Origin of the sequence: Streptomyces sp. NPDC085481 (genome assembly GCF_044541845.1) — a bacterium.
Classification (GTDB): Bacteria; Actinomycetota; Actinomycetes; order Streptomycetales; family Streptomycetaceae; genus Streptomyces.
Genome location: NZ_JBITTJ010000012.1, coordinates 129444 through 142203, shown reverse-complemented (window position 1 = coordinate 142203; position 12760 = coordinate 129444). Strand labels below are relative to the sequence as shown.

10 protein-coding genes and 1 pseudogene are annotated in these 12760 nt (G+C 69.3%); 4 read left to right on the top strand and 7 right to left on the bottom strand.

Annotated features, from left to right (window positions below):
- The first annotated feature begins 216 nt into the window (after positions 1–216).
- Positions 217–654 (top strand): NfeD family protein, encoded by a 438-nt coding sequence (locus ACIGEZ_RS24345; RefSeq protein ID WP_399834436.1) that lies wholly within the window; start codon positions 217–219, stop codon positions 652–654.
- Positions 655–683: 29 nt separating this feature from the next.
- Positions 684–1796, top strand: coding sequence for an SPFH domain-containing protein (locus tag ACIGEZ_RS24340; RefSeq protein WP_399834434.1), 1113 nt, complete (start codon positions 684–686; stop codon positions 1794–1796).
- A gap of 54 nt (positions 1797–1850) precedes the next feature.
- Here ACIGEZ_RS24340 and ACIGEZ_RS24335 read toward each other — a convergent pair whose 3' ends face one another.
- The 7 genes from ACIGEZ_RS24335 to ACIGEZ_RS24305 all read right to left on the bottom strand — a co-directional run bounded on the left by ACIGEZ_RS24335 (position 1851) and on the right by ACIGEZ_RS24305 (position 9878).
- Entirely contained in the window at positions 1851–3143 is a 1293-nt protein-coding gene (locus ACIGEZ_RS24335; RefSeq protein WP_399834432.1) for a DUF317 domain-containing protein, read from the bottom strand.
- Between the two features lie 13 nt (positions 3144–3156).
- Positions 3157–4302 carry a DnaB-like helicase N-terminal domain-containing protein gene (locus tag ACIGEZ_RS24330; RefSeq protein WP_399834430.1) on the bottom strand — a complete coding sequence of 382 codons (1146 nt, stop codon included), beginning with the start codon at positions 4300–4302 and terminating at the stop codon, positions 3157–3159.
- A complete protein-coding gene (locus ACIGEZ_RS24325) occupies positions 4302–5570 on the bottom strand; it encodes a DNA cytosine methyltransferase (protein WP_399834687.1) in 1269 nt (422 codons plus the stop codon). The genes ACIGEZ_RS24330 and ACIGEZ_RS24325 overlap by 1 nt, the downstream gene beginning before the upstream one ends.
- A 5-nt stretch (positions 5571–5575) precedes the next feature.
- Complete coding sequence (locus ACIGEZ_RS24320; protein ID WP_399834685.1) at positions 5576–6436, bottom strand: hypothetical protein; 861 nt, start codon at positions 6434–6436, stop codon at positions 5576–5578.
- A gap of 85 nt (positions 6437–6521) precedes the next feature.
- Positions 6522–6854: a hypothetical protein gene (locus ACIGEZ_RS24315; protein ID WP_399834428.1), complete on the bottom strand. Its 333-nt coding sequence runs from the start codon at positions 6852–6854 to the stop codon at positions 6522–6524.
- A 357-nt stretch (positions 6855–7211) separates the two neighbouring features.
- Positions 7212–8011, bottom strand: a protein-coding gene (locus ACIGEZ_RS24310; protein WP_399834683.1) for an IS5 family transposase whose coding sequence is annotated in 2 segments (ribosomal slippage) — positions 7212–7672 and positions 7672–8011 — 801 coding nt in all. Because the reading frame shifts where the segments join, the coding sequence is not laid out codon by codon here.
- Between the two features lie 298 nt (positions 8012–8309).
- The gene (locus ACIGEZ_RS24305) at positions 8310–9878 is read right to left on the bottom strand and encodes a recombinase family protein (RefSeq protein ID WP_399834426.1); all 1569 of its coding nucleotides are present in this window, start codon (positions 9876–9878) and stop codon (positions 8310–8312) included.
- A 207-nt stretch (positions 9879–10085) separates the two neighbouring features.
- Between ACIGEZ_RS24305 and ACIGEZ_RS24300 the strand changes: the two are divergent.
- A pseudogene (locus ACIGEZ_RS24300) lies at positions 10086–10517 on the top strand (MBL fold metallo-hydrolase); the annotation flags it as partial.
- 334 nt (positions 10518–10851) lie between these two features.
- Positions 10852–12756: a sensor histidine kinase gene (locus ACIGEZ_RS24295; RefSeq protein ID WP_399834424.1), complete on the top strand. Its 1905-nt coding sequence runs from the start codon at positions 10852–10854 to the stop codon at positions 12754–12756.
- Positions 12757–12760 lie beyond the last annotated feature (4 nt).

Below are 12760 nucleotides of genomic sequence, written 5' to 3'. Positions count from 1 at the left end.
CCGGCCAATGGGCGACGCCGGATACCTCGCGGTGTGGTCCTCGTCAGTCTGCTTCCGGTATCAAGGTTCGCCGGGCTGCCGAACCGGCACCGAAAGCGGGTAGGACCTCCTGTCGCCGTCTGGGCGTCCTGATCGCGGGCCGGGCCGGACGAGTCCCTTTTGTCCGGGTTCCGGGGGATTGGTTCGTGGGTAGGTCTCCTGAAGGAGGCTGACTCGATGCCTTGGTTCGTATGGCTGCTCGCCGCCGGGGTGCTTGGTGTCGCGGAGTTTTTCACCCTGACGCTGGTCTTCGGGCTGCTGGCGGGCGCTGCCCTGATCGCCGCTGTAGTCGCTGGTGTGGGCATCGGCCTCCTTGGCCAGCTTGTGGCGTTCGGAGTGGCAGTGGCAGCGGGCCTCCTCCTCTTCCGCCCTGTCGCGATGCGGCAAATGGCGAGCGCACCCCTCACGCGTGAGGGCAGCGATGCGCTGATCGGCAAGCGGGCCGAGGTCATGCAGGAGGTCACCGCGACCCGCGGCCTGATCAAGATCTCCGGTGAGGAATGGTCCGCTCGCGCTCTCGACGAAAGCCTGGTGATCCCGGTGGGAGCGCTGGTGGATGTCATGGAGATCGAAGGCGCTACAGCTGTCGTCTACCCCCGCGAACTGCTTCCGTGAACGGCTGAGCACATCCCAGCGGAGGAATTGTGGATCCCGTTGTCATCCCGATTCTTGTGGCGGCGATCGTTGTCGTCTTCCTGGTGGCCGCCACGGTGCGGATCGTCCCGCAGGCGCGCCGCTACAACATCGAGCGGTTCGGCCGGTATCGGCGGACGCTGCAACCCGGCCTCAACTTCGTCGTGCCGGTGGCAGACCGTGTCAACACGAAACTCGACGTGCGCGAGCAGGTGTATTCGTCCGCCCCCAAGCCGGTGATCACCGAGGACAACCTCGTCGTGAACATCGACACCGTGCTCTACTACCAGATCACCGACCCGCGGGCGGCGGCCTACGAGGTCGCTGACTACCTGCAGGCGATAGATCAGCTCACCGTGACCACGCTGCGGAACGTTATCGGCTCCATGGACCTGGAGGAGACGCTCACCTCGCGCGAGGAGATCAATGCCCGGCTCCGCGCCGTCCTCGACGAGGCCACCGGCAAGTGGGGCATCCGGGTCAACCGCGTCGAGATCAAGGCCATCGATCCGCCGGCCACCATCAAGGAGGCGATGGAGAAGCAGATGCGGGCCGAGCGTGACAAGCGCGCGGCCATCCTGCACGCCGAAGGGGAACGGCAGGCCAAGATCCTTACCGCGGAGGGCACGAAGCAGAAGGACATCCTGGAAGCGCAGGGCACACAGCAGGCCATGATCTTGCGTGCGGACGGCGAGGCGAAGGCGGTGGAGCGTGTCTTCCAGGCCGTTCATCGCAACAATGCCGACCCGAAAGTCCTGGCCTACAAGTACCTCGAGACGCTCCCGCATCTGGCGAAGAGCGACAACAACACGTTCTGGGTGATCCCCGGGGAGCTGACCGAGGCAGTTCGCGCCGTCACCCACGCGTTCGGCGATCAGTCGTCGATGGGCCTTCCCGGATCCGCGCAACCGGAGGCGGCAACCACCACTACCGCTGCCGACGGCGCGGCGGACGACGGCGGGGCTCCGGAGCTCGAGGCAGGCTCGACATTCTCGCTCGACGCTGCCGCGGCTGCTGATGAGGTCGCGAAGCAGGCCGCCGCCGTAGTGAGCGACGCGAAGGCCGAGGCCGAGGCAGCGAGGGCGTCCCAGGTACTGGGCAGGGGGCACCCGTCCGGTGATTGAGCGCCGCGAGGGCGAGGGCCCCGGAAATGGGGGCCGCCCCATGCGTGGCCTTGTTCAGCGGACGCGTCTGCGCTGCTGAGGAACGGAGGTGGGGAGCCGGAAGGCGAGGGGCGGTCGATGTGTCGGGGTGGGCGGTGGTCCGGCGAGCGCGGCGGCGGTGCCGGCGAGTTGGGTGAGGATGTCGTGACCAATGCTGGCGGATAGGCGGACGGCCCATGTCGCCCGGTCGAGGTCCTCGCCCCCGTACAAGACCCACCGGTCATCCGTGGCGTGAGGGACGTGGTCCAGGGCGATGGTGCGGTTCGGCGCGCGCCAGGTCGTCCAGGCTGGGTGGCTCGATGGACGCCATCCGGCGGCCCGCAGTGGTTCGTGCGGCTCCTCGGCGCGCCCAGGGGATGGGGCGTCGAGGTGCTCAAGCAGTTCCCGGATGAGCGGGATGGGGGTGCCGACGGTGAGGGTGGCGTGCCAGAGGCGCTCGCCGACGGGCCCGTTGTACTCGGCGACCGTCCAGGCGGTGTCGGTGCGGTGGCGAGCCTCGTGGTCGAACTCGGCCCGGATGGTGAGGCTTTCGTGCGAGGCGATGGTCGTGTCGTCGTAGGGCCGGTACTTCTCCCACTGCGGGTTCCCCTCGAGGAAGGACGTGAGGAACTCCTCGTGTTCGCCGAGGGCGGCGGCAGGCGGCGCTGCCGCCGCCCCGGCGGTGCTCTTGGCGGAGCCACTCGCCGGCGTCTGCCGGCGGAGCACCTGCCGGACAGTCTTCTCCAGGTCGGTGAGAGGCGCGGGGCCGGGGCGGACGGCGGCGGAGTAGAGCCGCTGGAACTCGGCGATGGCTTCCGACTCGTTGTCGAAGCGGGCGCTGATCAGGCGGAGGTGGTTCTCGCCGTGGAGGTGGACATGGCGGCGCACGCCTGTGGTCCAGCTGCCGACGGCGACCGTGTTGTGCCCGTCGTCGGCGTGGAGATGGATGATCAGGCGACCGGCGGCGATGTCGTCGTGGATGCGCTGGGCTTCGGCGCTCAATTCGCGGACTTCCTCCCTGGAGCACCAGGGGAAGGGGTAGTTGCCCCATTCCCATTCGGTGTCGATCTCTTCCTGGAGGGCGGGGTCGATGTCGACGGTGAAGCCGTAGCGCTGGAGCTGTTCGGCCGCCGCGGCGGCGTAGGAGGGCTCTTCTCGGTCGATGCGCGCGAGGACCATGGTGGTCGGGCTGGTGCTGCGCCAGCCGAGGTCGTGGAGGTGGGAGCGGGCGGCGTCGGCTGTCGGGCCCGTTGTAGTGGCGATCACGCCGGGGTGGTGGTCGGCGTGGAGGGCGAAGTGGATGTGGGCGTCGGCGGGGGCGTACGGCATCGGGATCTTTCGGCTATGGGGCCCGTCCGGCGGTTGGCCGGGCGGGGACGACGCGGGCGGGGACGGGCGGCGTGGTGGAGAGACCGCGCGGGCCGGCACGTGAGGCGATCGTGGCCTCGGCCTTGGCGGTCGTGGCCGCGGGTCGGGTGGCTCGCTGCCAGCGGTTACGGACGGCGTGCAGGTCGGCGAGTGCCCGGCGGCTGCCGGTGAGCAGCTGGTGCACGCTGTTGGCCGGGTCGTCGGCGTAGGCGGTTACCCGGTCGGCTACCTGGCGGGCTCGGGCGAGCAGGGTCCGTTCGACGAGCCGCTCGCCCCAGTACTCCGGCGAGCCGACGGGCGCCGACAGCAGGTCGAGCACGTCGGCCGGGGTGACGCCGGCGGCGAGGACGCCGCGGTGCTGGGCCTCCCGCAGCACGGTGACCGGATCCACCGGATCCCCGCGGTGGGCCAGCGCGGTCACGCACTGCCACAGCCCGGCGTGGGCAGGGTGGAGGAAGTCGTAGGCAGTCAGCCAGCGCATCTCCTTCACGTACGTGGGCCAGGAGACGGCGCTCGCGAGCAGCCACCGCTCGCCCTCCAGGGCCTCCTGACTGTCTGTCGGCGGTGGGTCTGGTGGCAGGGGTGTGCGGGGCAGAGGTGCGGAGTGGGACGGGAAGCGGCCGGCGAGCTCGTCCAGGTGCCGGGCGAGTGCGTCGGCGGCGGCGAGGGCGTGTCCGGGGCGGTCGGGCACGGTGGTGTCGGCGGCGGCCTGGGCCAGGTGCTCGGCGTGGAAGCGGACGGTGCGCCGGGCGTGTTCGGACCGGATCATCGCCGCGTACGCGGCCGCGTGGCTTGGCCGGGGGCAGGCGGAGATCAGGGTGTGCATGAACGAGGCCGATAGTCCCGGTGTCTCCGACTGGGCCTTGGCCAGGACGGCGTTCAGCCAGTCCACGCCGGCCTCGGCCGTTTGGTCGTCCGGGGCGGGAACGGAGCGCATCGCGGCGAAGACGGCGGTGTGGAAGGGGCTGTTGAAGTCCGCCGGTTCGAGTCCCGTCAGGTCCGCGAGGAGGGTGGGGCTGAGCAGGCCGGCTCCGAGGAGAGCCTGCTCGGCGTAGTGCGCCGGCGGGCGCTCTGCCGGTTCGTACGGAGCCTCGTCGTCGTGGTCGGGGGTGCGGTGCATTAGGCGGCCAGGGTGAAGTCGTCGGGGTTGAAGGTGCGTTCGATGTGAGGGGCGAGGAGGTGGGCGGCGAGCCTCGGAGGGACGGCATTGCCGATCTGAGAGAACTGCTGGCCCTTGTTGCCCTGCCACGGGTAGCCAGCGGGGAAGCTCTGCAGGACGCCGGCCTCAGCGGCCGTGATCCGGATCGGCGCCGGCGGCGCGACCACCTCCCCGGGCGGGGCATCCAGCGACGACTCGGCCACCCAGGTGCACTCGTTCGCGCGGTGCCCGAAGAACAGCGTCCCGGCCGGCTCGTCGAGGCCACGGACCGTGGCGTTGGTCTGGTTGTTGCTGCGCAGCGACCACGACCAGCGGTGCGCCTCGGAGGTGAAGGTCGGTGCCGGCGCGTCGGCGGAGCGGTTGTCGCGTACGCCGTGCCTGGCGGCCCAGCCGGACCCTTCCCGGCGGGAGGCCAGGACGACTTCGCCCGCGAGGGGCGTCCAGGTGCCCCGGTCGCGGGCGTCGGAGAGCACCTTGCGGGCCCCGGAGGGGAACGGCTCGGGGCCGCCGCCTGGCCCGCCGCCGGCGCAGATGGTCGGGACGGGACGGTCGGTCGCACCCCAGCCGAGCGCCTCGGCCATGGACACCCATTGCGCACGGCCCGGGCCGAACAGCGACTCGGGCTCGGTGAGCCGGGCGTGCGTGGGCGGCGGTGGCTCTGCCGTACGGACGCGCGAAGCGAGCAGGATGGCCCGCTTTCGCGTCTGCGGGACGCCGTAGTCGGCCGCGTTCAGGATCCCGCACCACACGGAGAATCCCCAGCCGCGCAGGATCGCCGCGTACTGGCGCCACAGCGGCAGAACATCAGGAACCTCCTCCATCGCGACCCACTCCGGCTCGCCCACCTGGTGCAGGGCATGGAGGTAGCGCATGGGCTCAGCCGCCAGCAGGGAGCGCTCATCCCGGCAGGCGGCCAGCAGCTTCTCGCGGGTGTCGAGGCCGGCGGCGAGATCCGCAACCGCCTGGTGCACCAGCGGCTGGTCCACCAGACCGAGGCGCTTGCCCGCCATGGACCACGCCTGACACGGAGGCGACGCGATGAACCCGCGCGTACGGCCGGCGAAAACCCGGCACGGGTACATCGCGACGTCGGTACGGATCGTCAGAAGCCCTGCCGCCGCCCGAGTGCGGCACGCCCACTCGTCCCACTCCAGCCCGACGTCCCGTACGCCGAGTCGGTGCAGGGGGTGGCTCCAGCCGCCCGGGCCCGCGAACAGGTCCAGGACCAGGCCCTTCACGCGGTGAGTCCGAAGTCGTCCTGCACCGCCTCCACTTCGCCACGGCACGCCCAGGGGGAGCAGCCGTCCACGACGCCCTGCTCCAGCTCGTCCGTGTCGGCGAGGTTCTGCTGACGGGCGGCCCACTCGGCCGCGGTGACGTGGTCGATCGGGGCCTGATCGAGCGGGACCCGCGAGCGGTGCAGGAACGCCTCGCCCAGCAGCCTCCTCCCGCTGGCGTTGGCGCGGGCGTTCCCCTTCCGGATGGCCGCGTCGAAGGCGACGACGTCCGCCCACTCGCCGGGGGACGTGTCACGAATGTTTCTCCACTGGGCGTTGCCGTGAAATGGACACCCGAGGCAACTCGATTTCGGGGTGTCGGCCAAGTCGCGGGATGTCAGATAGCGGATGCAGTCGGAACGCGACCAGTTCATGTCGATCAACGGATGGGTGTTGCGCATGTACTGGACGTCTGCGTCCTTGGCGCGCTGGAATTCATCCGTGGAAATCCCTACCCACTGCTCAACGAATACACCCTTGGGGATGCGCTGCGGGTAGGGGTATCCGAGGATTTCCCGGACCTTCTTCTTGATTGGCTTTATCTTATATTCGCCTGTGCACTGGCGCCTGGTCATCCCAGGTCGACCGTCCTTGTTGAGGATGTAGAGGGGCATCGAAGCGAAGCGGTGATCCGGGTTCAAAGCGTCATTTCTGATGTTCCCGGAGGAGACCCGGAGGACGGGAATTCCGGCTGGCTCCGCTATTTCGCGTTCGAGGCGGTCGAGGTGATCATAAACGGCCTTTGGTTCCCATCCAGTGTCGGCGAAGATCGCGTAGTCAACCTTTGGGAGAACGCCCTCGGCGGACAGGGCGAGCAGTGTGCTGGACTGAACTCCCGCGCCGAGAGAAAGGGCGCGGAACTGTGGCGTGGGGGAAATGGGGATTCCTTGGAGCGGGATGAGATCAGCGGATGCGGGGCTGCTCGGGGCGATACGGCGGAAGCGGGGGCACGGGAGCGGTGCGGCGTCGTACGGCGAGGTTCTCGGCGGCCCGGCGGGCGTCGGTGACCGCGGCGGTGTAGTGGGGCAGGATGCAGTCGGCGATCCGCCAGGCGGCTCGCGCCGGGTCGCGGGGGCAGGCGACGGACGGCGGCGCGGGGAGGCGGTCGGTGACGTCCTCGTGCAGGCCGGCGGGGATGACGGGGCAGACCATGATCCGATCCCGGTGGTGTTCGGTGAGGTAGAGCCCCAGACCGTCGTCGCGCAACAGGGTGGCTGCGTGAACGCGGCCGGCCACGGGCGGCCGTGCTTCGAGGGGCGTCCAGATCAGGCAGAGGTCGACGGCCTGGTCACCGGGACGCGGGTACCAGTGGCGGATCGTCTTCCAGGTGCCGGGGAGGCGGAAGGCGATGTCGAAGGCGGAACGGTGGAGTGGATGCAGGAGACGCTCCTTTCGGATGGGGGCGCGGTATGGATCCGGAGCGGCAGGCGTTCCGGTGGTGCCGGCGAAGGACGGGGCAGGTCGCTCGGGCCCACTCGTGAGCTGGTGCTTGTTCTCGGCTGTCTGGAGCCCTGGCGGGATGGGGAGTCGCTTGTGGTCTGCGCGCGTTACCGCCGAGATGGCGCCGGCCGGGCCGCGCTCTTAGAGGCCATCTCATTTGGCGAGTCTGCGGTAGCAGATGAGGGTGCAGGCGATGCTGGTGAAGGCGAGGAAGTGTTCGGCCTTGCGTTCGTAGTGGCGGTGAAGTCGGCGGCAGCCGGCGAGCCAGGCCATGGTGCGTTCGATGGTCCAGCGGTGGCGTCCGAGCCGCTGCGAGGACTCGATACCTCTGCGGGCGATGCGGTGTGTGATGCCGCGCTGGCGTAACCATTTCCGCAGGTGGGTGTAGTCGTAGCCCTTGTCTGCATGGAGCTTGGCGGGCTTGCGCCGTCGGCGTCCGCGACGTGAACGGATGGGTGGGATGCCGCGGACGAGGGGTTCGAGGGCCTGACTGTCGTGGAGGTTCGCCCCTGAGATTCCGACGGGCAGGGGCAGACCGGTCCGTTCGGTGATCAAGTGGATCTTCGATCCGTACTTGCCCCTGTCGACAGGATTCGGACCCGTCAGGTCCCCCTTTTCAGGGCCCGCATGTTCACCGAGTCGATCGCACAGCGAGACCAGTCCAGCTCGCCGCGGGCACCAAGCTCGTCGAGGACCAGGCGGTGGAGCTTCGCCCACACCCGCGCCTTCGTCCACTCAGTGAACCGCCTGTGGGCTGTCGCCCCCGACGGCCCGAACGATGCCGCAGGTAGCTGCTGCCAGGTACAGCCCGAGGTGGCGACGAACACGATCGCGGCGAGCACCTCCCGGTCCCCATGCCGACGCCGGCCGCCACCCTGAGGCCGCGACGGCGCCTCCGGCACGACCCGCTGGAACAACACCCACAACTCATCCGGCACCAGCCGCTCAACAATCCCCACCACGGCCGACAGGCTACCCAATCCGCCAAATGAGACAACGTCTTAGCCAAACCGGCGATCGTGGTGAGCATTGATGGTCGTACCTGGCTGTGCTTGAAGGCGGAGCAAGCACAGCCAGGATTGGCCATGGCCGCCGCCTCAGAGTGGTGGCCGAACGAATTGCATGAACCTGGAGAACGACTTGAAGGTGTTCGTCTATGAGGTGAGCAAGACCGGCGAGCGAAAGCTCGTTGCAGTGACAGAACGCTGAAAAGAGCCCCGCCGCATCGTGAGTGCGGTGGGGCTCTTGGCGTTACAGCTTCTTCTTGAAGTAGTCGTCCTTCACGACCAGACGGCTTTTCACGTCGTCGGGTATGAGGAGGTCGCAGTACTCCCGGTGGACCACGAATGTGATGCCGGCCCGCAGAAGGTCCTTCTCCATCTGTTCCGTCCCCAGGGTGGCCCAGTGCTGGCGGTAGGTGACCCCCATGGACTTGTACGTCCAGCGGTCCCTTGTGCTCTCCGGATCGATCATCTTCAGTTCGGCGCCGAGCTTCTGGAGTGCTTCCTCCGACTGCTCCTGGATGAATCCCCCGACTGCGAACACGCCACCGGGGGCGAGGCCGTCCATATAGTGCTTGATCGATGCCTGGAGCTCCGTGACACGGGCCAGGTTCTCCGCCCCCCGGGCGTACTCGCGGTGGATGACCTCGAAGTCGCCGAGCTGGTCAAGGACCGTGTCAGCGAGGGCTCCGTACATCTCGTCGGGGTCGAAGACCGGGGCTCCGCACGGCTCCCTGGTGTAGGACGAGCACCGCAGCTTCGGATACAGCTTGACCGTGCCGTCCCTGCGCTTCTTCGTCGATATGTGCTTGTACATGTTGGCGTCGCACGTGCCGCACTTGATTACGCCGAGGAACAGCGACAGCTTCTTCCCCTTGGAGGACTTACGCCCGTGCTTGGCGTTCTGATTCAGCCTGTCCTGGATGGCGTCGAACTCTTCATCGGTGAAGATCGGAGGGGCGAGCCTGATCGGCTGACCGTCTGCTCCGTAAACGATGCGTGAGATGTCCTTGCTCTTCGCCTTGGGTGGCCGAATCACCCGCACGCCCTTGAGCGCGGGGTTCGTCAAGATCGCTGTCAGATTCCTCGCGTACCACTTCCCGCCGTTGGGTGCGGGAACGCCTGCTCGGTTCACGATCTGCGTGATCTTGTACATGGACCGGCCGCGCAGGAGCATGGCGTAGATCCACCGGAGCACCCGCTTGCGGAACGGGTGCACGACCAGCCTGCGCCCGTCGGGGCCGTCCTCTGTCGTGTAGCCGTAGGTCGGCTTGCCGATCACCCACCGGTCGGTGGTCCGCGCGTACTTCCACAGGGACTCCAAGCGCACGCCGGTATTCGCGGCCTCGATGCGTGCCATGCCGGCGATCATCGTGACCATCATTTCGCCGTACGCGCTGTCGAGGTCGATCGGATCCTTGTCGGCCGCGAGCACCTTGTCGTACTCCCTGCACCACTCGATCATGAGGTGCAGGTCGGAGATTCGGCGTACGAACCGGTCGAGCTTCCAGAAGAGAATCTGATCGAACTCAGGCGCTCGGTTGTTGATCCAGTCGCCGAGCTCGGGGCGCTTCCACGGCGGGACCTTCGTCGCTGAGACGTTGAGGTCCCGGGCCACCCCCACGACGCGACAACCTCGGTTCACGGCGAAACGGCGAAGATCCAATTCCTGTCGGACCGGGGAGGTCGTCTCCTCGGTCAAAGCGGACAGGCGAATCGAGAGCAGGGCCCTTGGGGCGTCTGGCGGGAGCAGGGATTCCCTCTGCTTCAGGTCCTCCAGTTCCCGCAGCTCAGCAGGGGACCACTCAACGTCATGCACTGGCCAATCCTAACCATCGGGGTTGCAATCGATGGTTCTGGGGCACTTCCTCCTTCATTTCCGTATTCCAGGCATCACGGCGCGTGCCTATTTGTCGAGATCCACATCGGTTGACGGCTGGGTACGCGCGTGCAAAGCATGTGGATCTAGACCCATAACCACACGGCTGGACGCCGAGCACGGCGTGTACAGAACGAGGGGTTGTTGCCCGACATCCACATGACCCCCGCCGAGGGCATGCGCGCCCATCTCGACCTCCAGGGCGGTGGCCCGCACGGCGTCATGCTCCCCATCCACTGGGGAACCTTCAACCTCGCCCCGCACCCCTGGGCCGAGCCCGGCGAGGGAACCGTCGCCGCCGCCGCGGACGCGGACCAGCGCGTCGCGCTGCCCCGCCCCGGCGAGCCCTTCGAGCCCGGTGCCGCACAGCTGCCCGACACCCCGTGGTGGCGCGCCGTCGCCCACGTACCCGCAGGTGGCTGGGACGCCCCGGGCGGTACGGACGGTACGGACGGCCAGGGCGGCCGCGGCCGCGAAACCGACGCGAACGCGAACGCGAACTCGGAGGTCGCGGACGTGTCCGACGAGCGGCGCACGGGCACCGGCAGGAGCGCGCCGGAGGCCGCGCACACCCCTTAGTCCGTACCCCGGCGTCGGATTCCGGACGGACACCGGCGGCGGACGAATCCCGTGGAGGGCGGAGGCGTACACACGCCTCCGCCCTCTTCCGTTCCCGCCGCCGAACCCGCTTCGGCGGGTTTCGGCCGACAGGTCTCGGCCTGTCGTGCGAAGGGCGATACCAGAGAGGGACGCCTTGCGGGTAAGTTTGCCAACTGCGCACCGCACATGAACGGTTGACGACTACAGTGGGTGCTTGGTGATCATCGGTAGGCTCCTCGCACTCACGCAGAACACCTCCCCCGTAGTGAACCCCCGTAGTACGCCGACTCCTGGGCACGTACCAAGGACACTCATGTCTCAACTTCGCGCACCCGCCGCGCGGTCAGAACGCCGCGAGGGCGGGCGGCACGGCCGGTCAGGCGCCCGTACCTCCGCCGGAACGGCCGGCGCCGGCTCCGCTCAGTCCCCCGCGCCGCTTCCGACCGAGGCGCGCATACGCCCCCAACTCCTGCGTACCTCCGTTCTTCCTGCCGTTGCCGTGGCACTCGGCGGCGCGGCCGCCGTGCTGTTCACGATCCGCTCCACCGGTGCCAGCCCCACCCCCGGCCTGTGGGCCGCGCTCACCGGCGCCGCCGCGCTCACGGTCGCCTCGGTGACCGCCGCCGCGCTCGGCGCCGACCGGGCCGCCAAGGCGGTCCTCGACCGTTGCACCACCCTGCGCCGCTCCAGCGCCCGGGCGCAGAGCGAACTGCGGGCGGTCGTCGAACAGTTGCGCCGTGGTGAGGCCCCCCCGACCCGCCCCGCAGCACCGTCCGGCAACGGCTCCGGCGACGAGTTCGACCTGCTGGCCCAGGAGCTGACCCGCTCTCACGAGGCCGCCGTGGCCGCCGTGGTGCAGGCCTCCCGGCTCTCCAGCAGCGTCGGAAACGAACAGAAGGTCGAGGTCTTCGTCAACCTCGCCCGCCGGCTCCAGTCCCTCGTCCACCGCGAGATCCAGCTCCTCGACGAGCTGGAGAACGAGGTCGAGGACCCCGAGCTGCTCAAGGGCTTGTTCCACGTCGACCACCTCGCCACCCGCATCCGCCGGCACGCGGAGAACCTCGCCGTCCTCGGCGGCGCCATCTCCCGCCGCCAGTGGTCGAATCCGGTCACCATGACCGAGGTGCTGCGCTCCTCCATCGCCGAGGTCGAGCAGTACCCGCGCGTGAAGCTGGTCCCCCCCATCGACGGTACGCTGCGGGGCCATGCCGTGGCGGACGTCATCCACCTGCTCGCCGAACTGGTCGAGAACGCGACGCTGTTCTCCGCCCCGCACACGACGGTGCTGCTGCGTGCCCAGTACGTCACGGCCGGCCTCGCCATCGAGGTCGAGGACCGCGGCCTCGGCATGCCCGTCACCGAGCAGAACAAGATGAACGCCCTGCTCGCCGATCCCGATCAGGTCAACGTCGCGCATCTGCTCCAGGACGGCCGCATCGGCCTCTTCGTGGTCTCGGCCCTGGCCCGGCGCCACGGCATCGCCGTACGGCTCCAGTCGAACATCTACGGCGGAGTCCAGGCCGTCCTCGTCCTGCCGCAGGGCCTCCTCGGCGCCGACCCCGAGGGGCTGGCCCGCAACGAGAGCCAGCCGGCCGCCCAGGCGGCAAAGGCGGCCCAGGCCGCCCCGCAGGTCCAGGCCGCCCCCCCGGGGCAGGCCGTCCCGGCAGGCGCGCAAGCGGCGCCCGCCGGGCCCGCGCCCGTGCCCGTACCCGCGCCGGCCCCCGTACCGATGCAGGCTCAGTCCCGGACACAGGCCCACGCCCAAACTCACACCCAGGCGCACGGCCAGACCCACGCACACACTCAGACCCACGCCCACGGTCAGGCCCCCGCCCCCGCCCCCGTACCACCGCCCGCTCCGACGACTCCGCTCTACGCCGCCGACTCGGCCCCCGCCGCACCCGGCGTGCCCGGCGGCGTCCCCCCGCAGCCCACCCACGCCGAGGCCCCCCGGCTCGGCAGCGCCTTCCCCGCCTCGGCGCCCGAGGCCCCCCCGGCCCCGCGCACCGGAGCACCGGGCAGGCCCGTCCTCCCCAAGCGCCGCGCCCAGGAACACCTCGTCCCGCAGCTGCGCGACGAGCCCACGGCCCGCAAGCCCGAGGAGCACGCCCTGCACGACCCGGGCCTGATGGCCGCCTTCCAGCGCGGCATCGGACTCGCAGAATCCCAACCCGCCCCCCGTGAACCGCTGCGTCCCGGCGACGCGCACAAGGAGTAGATGC

Excerpts from the sequence above, each read along its gene's own strand:
- ACIGEZ_RS24345 (WP_399834436.1), top strand. The coding sequence starts at position 217 with ATGCCTTGGTTCGTATGGCTGCTCGCCGCCGGGGTGCTTGGTGTCGCG.
- ACIGEZ_RS24335 (WP_399834432.1), bottom strand. The coding sequence starts at position 3,143 with ATGCCGTACGCCCCCGCCGACGCCCACATCCACTTCGCCCTCCACGCC.
- ACIGEZ_RS24330 (WP_399834430.1), bottom strand. The coding sequence starts at position 4,302 with ATGCACCGCACCCCCGACCACGACGACGAGGCTCCGTACGAACCGGCA.
- ACIGEZ_RS24295 (WP_399834424.1), top strand. The coding sequence starts at position 10,852 with ATGTCTCAACTTCGCGCACCCGCCGCGCGGTCAGAACGCCGCGAGGGC.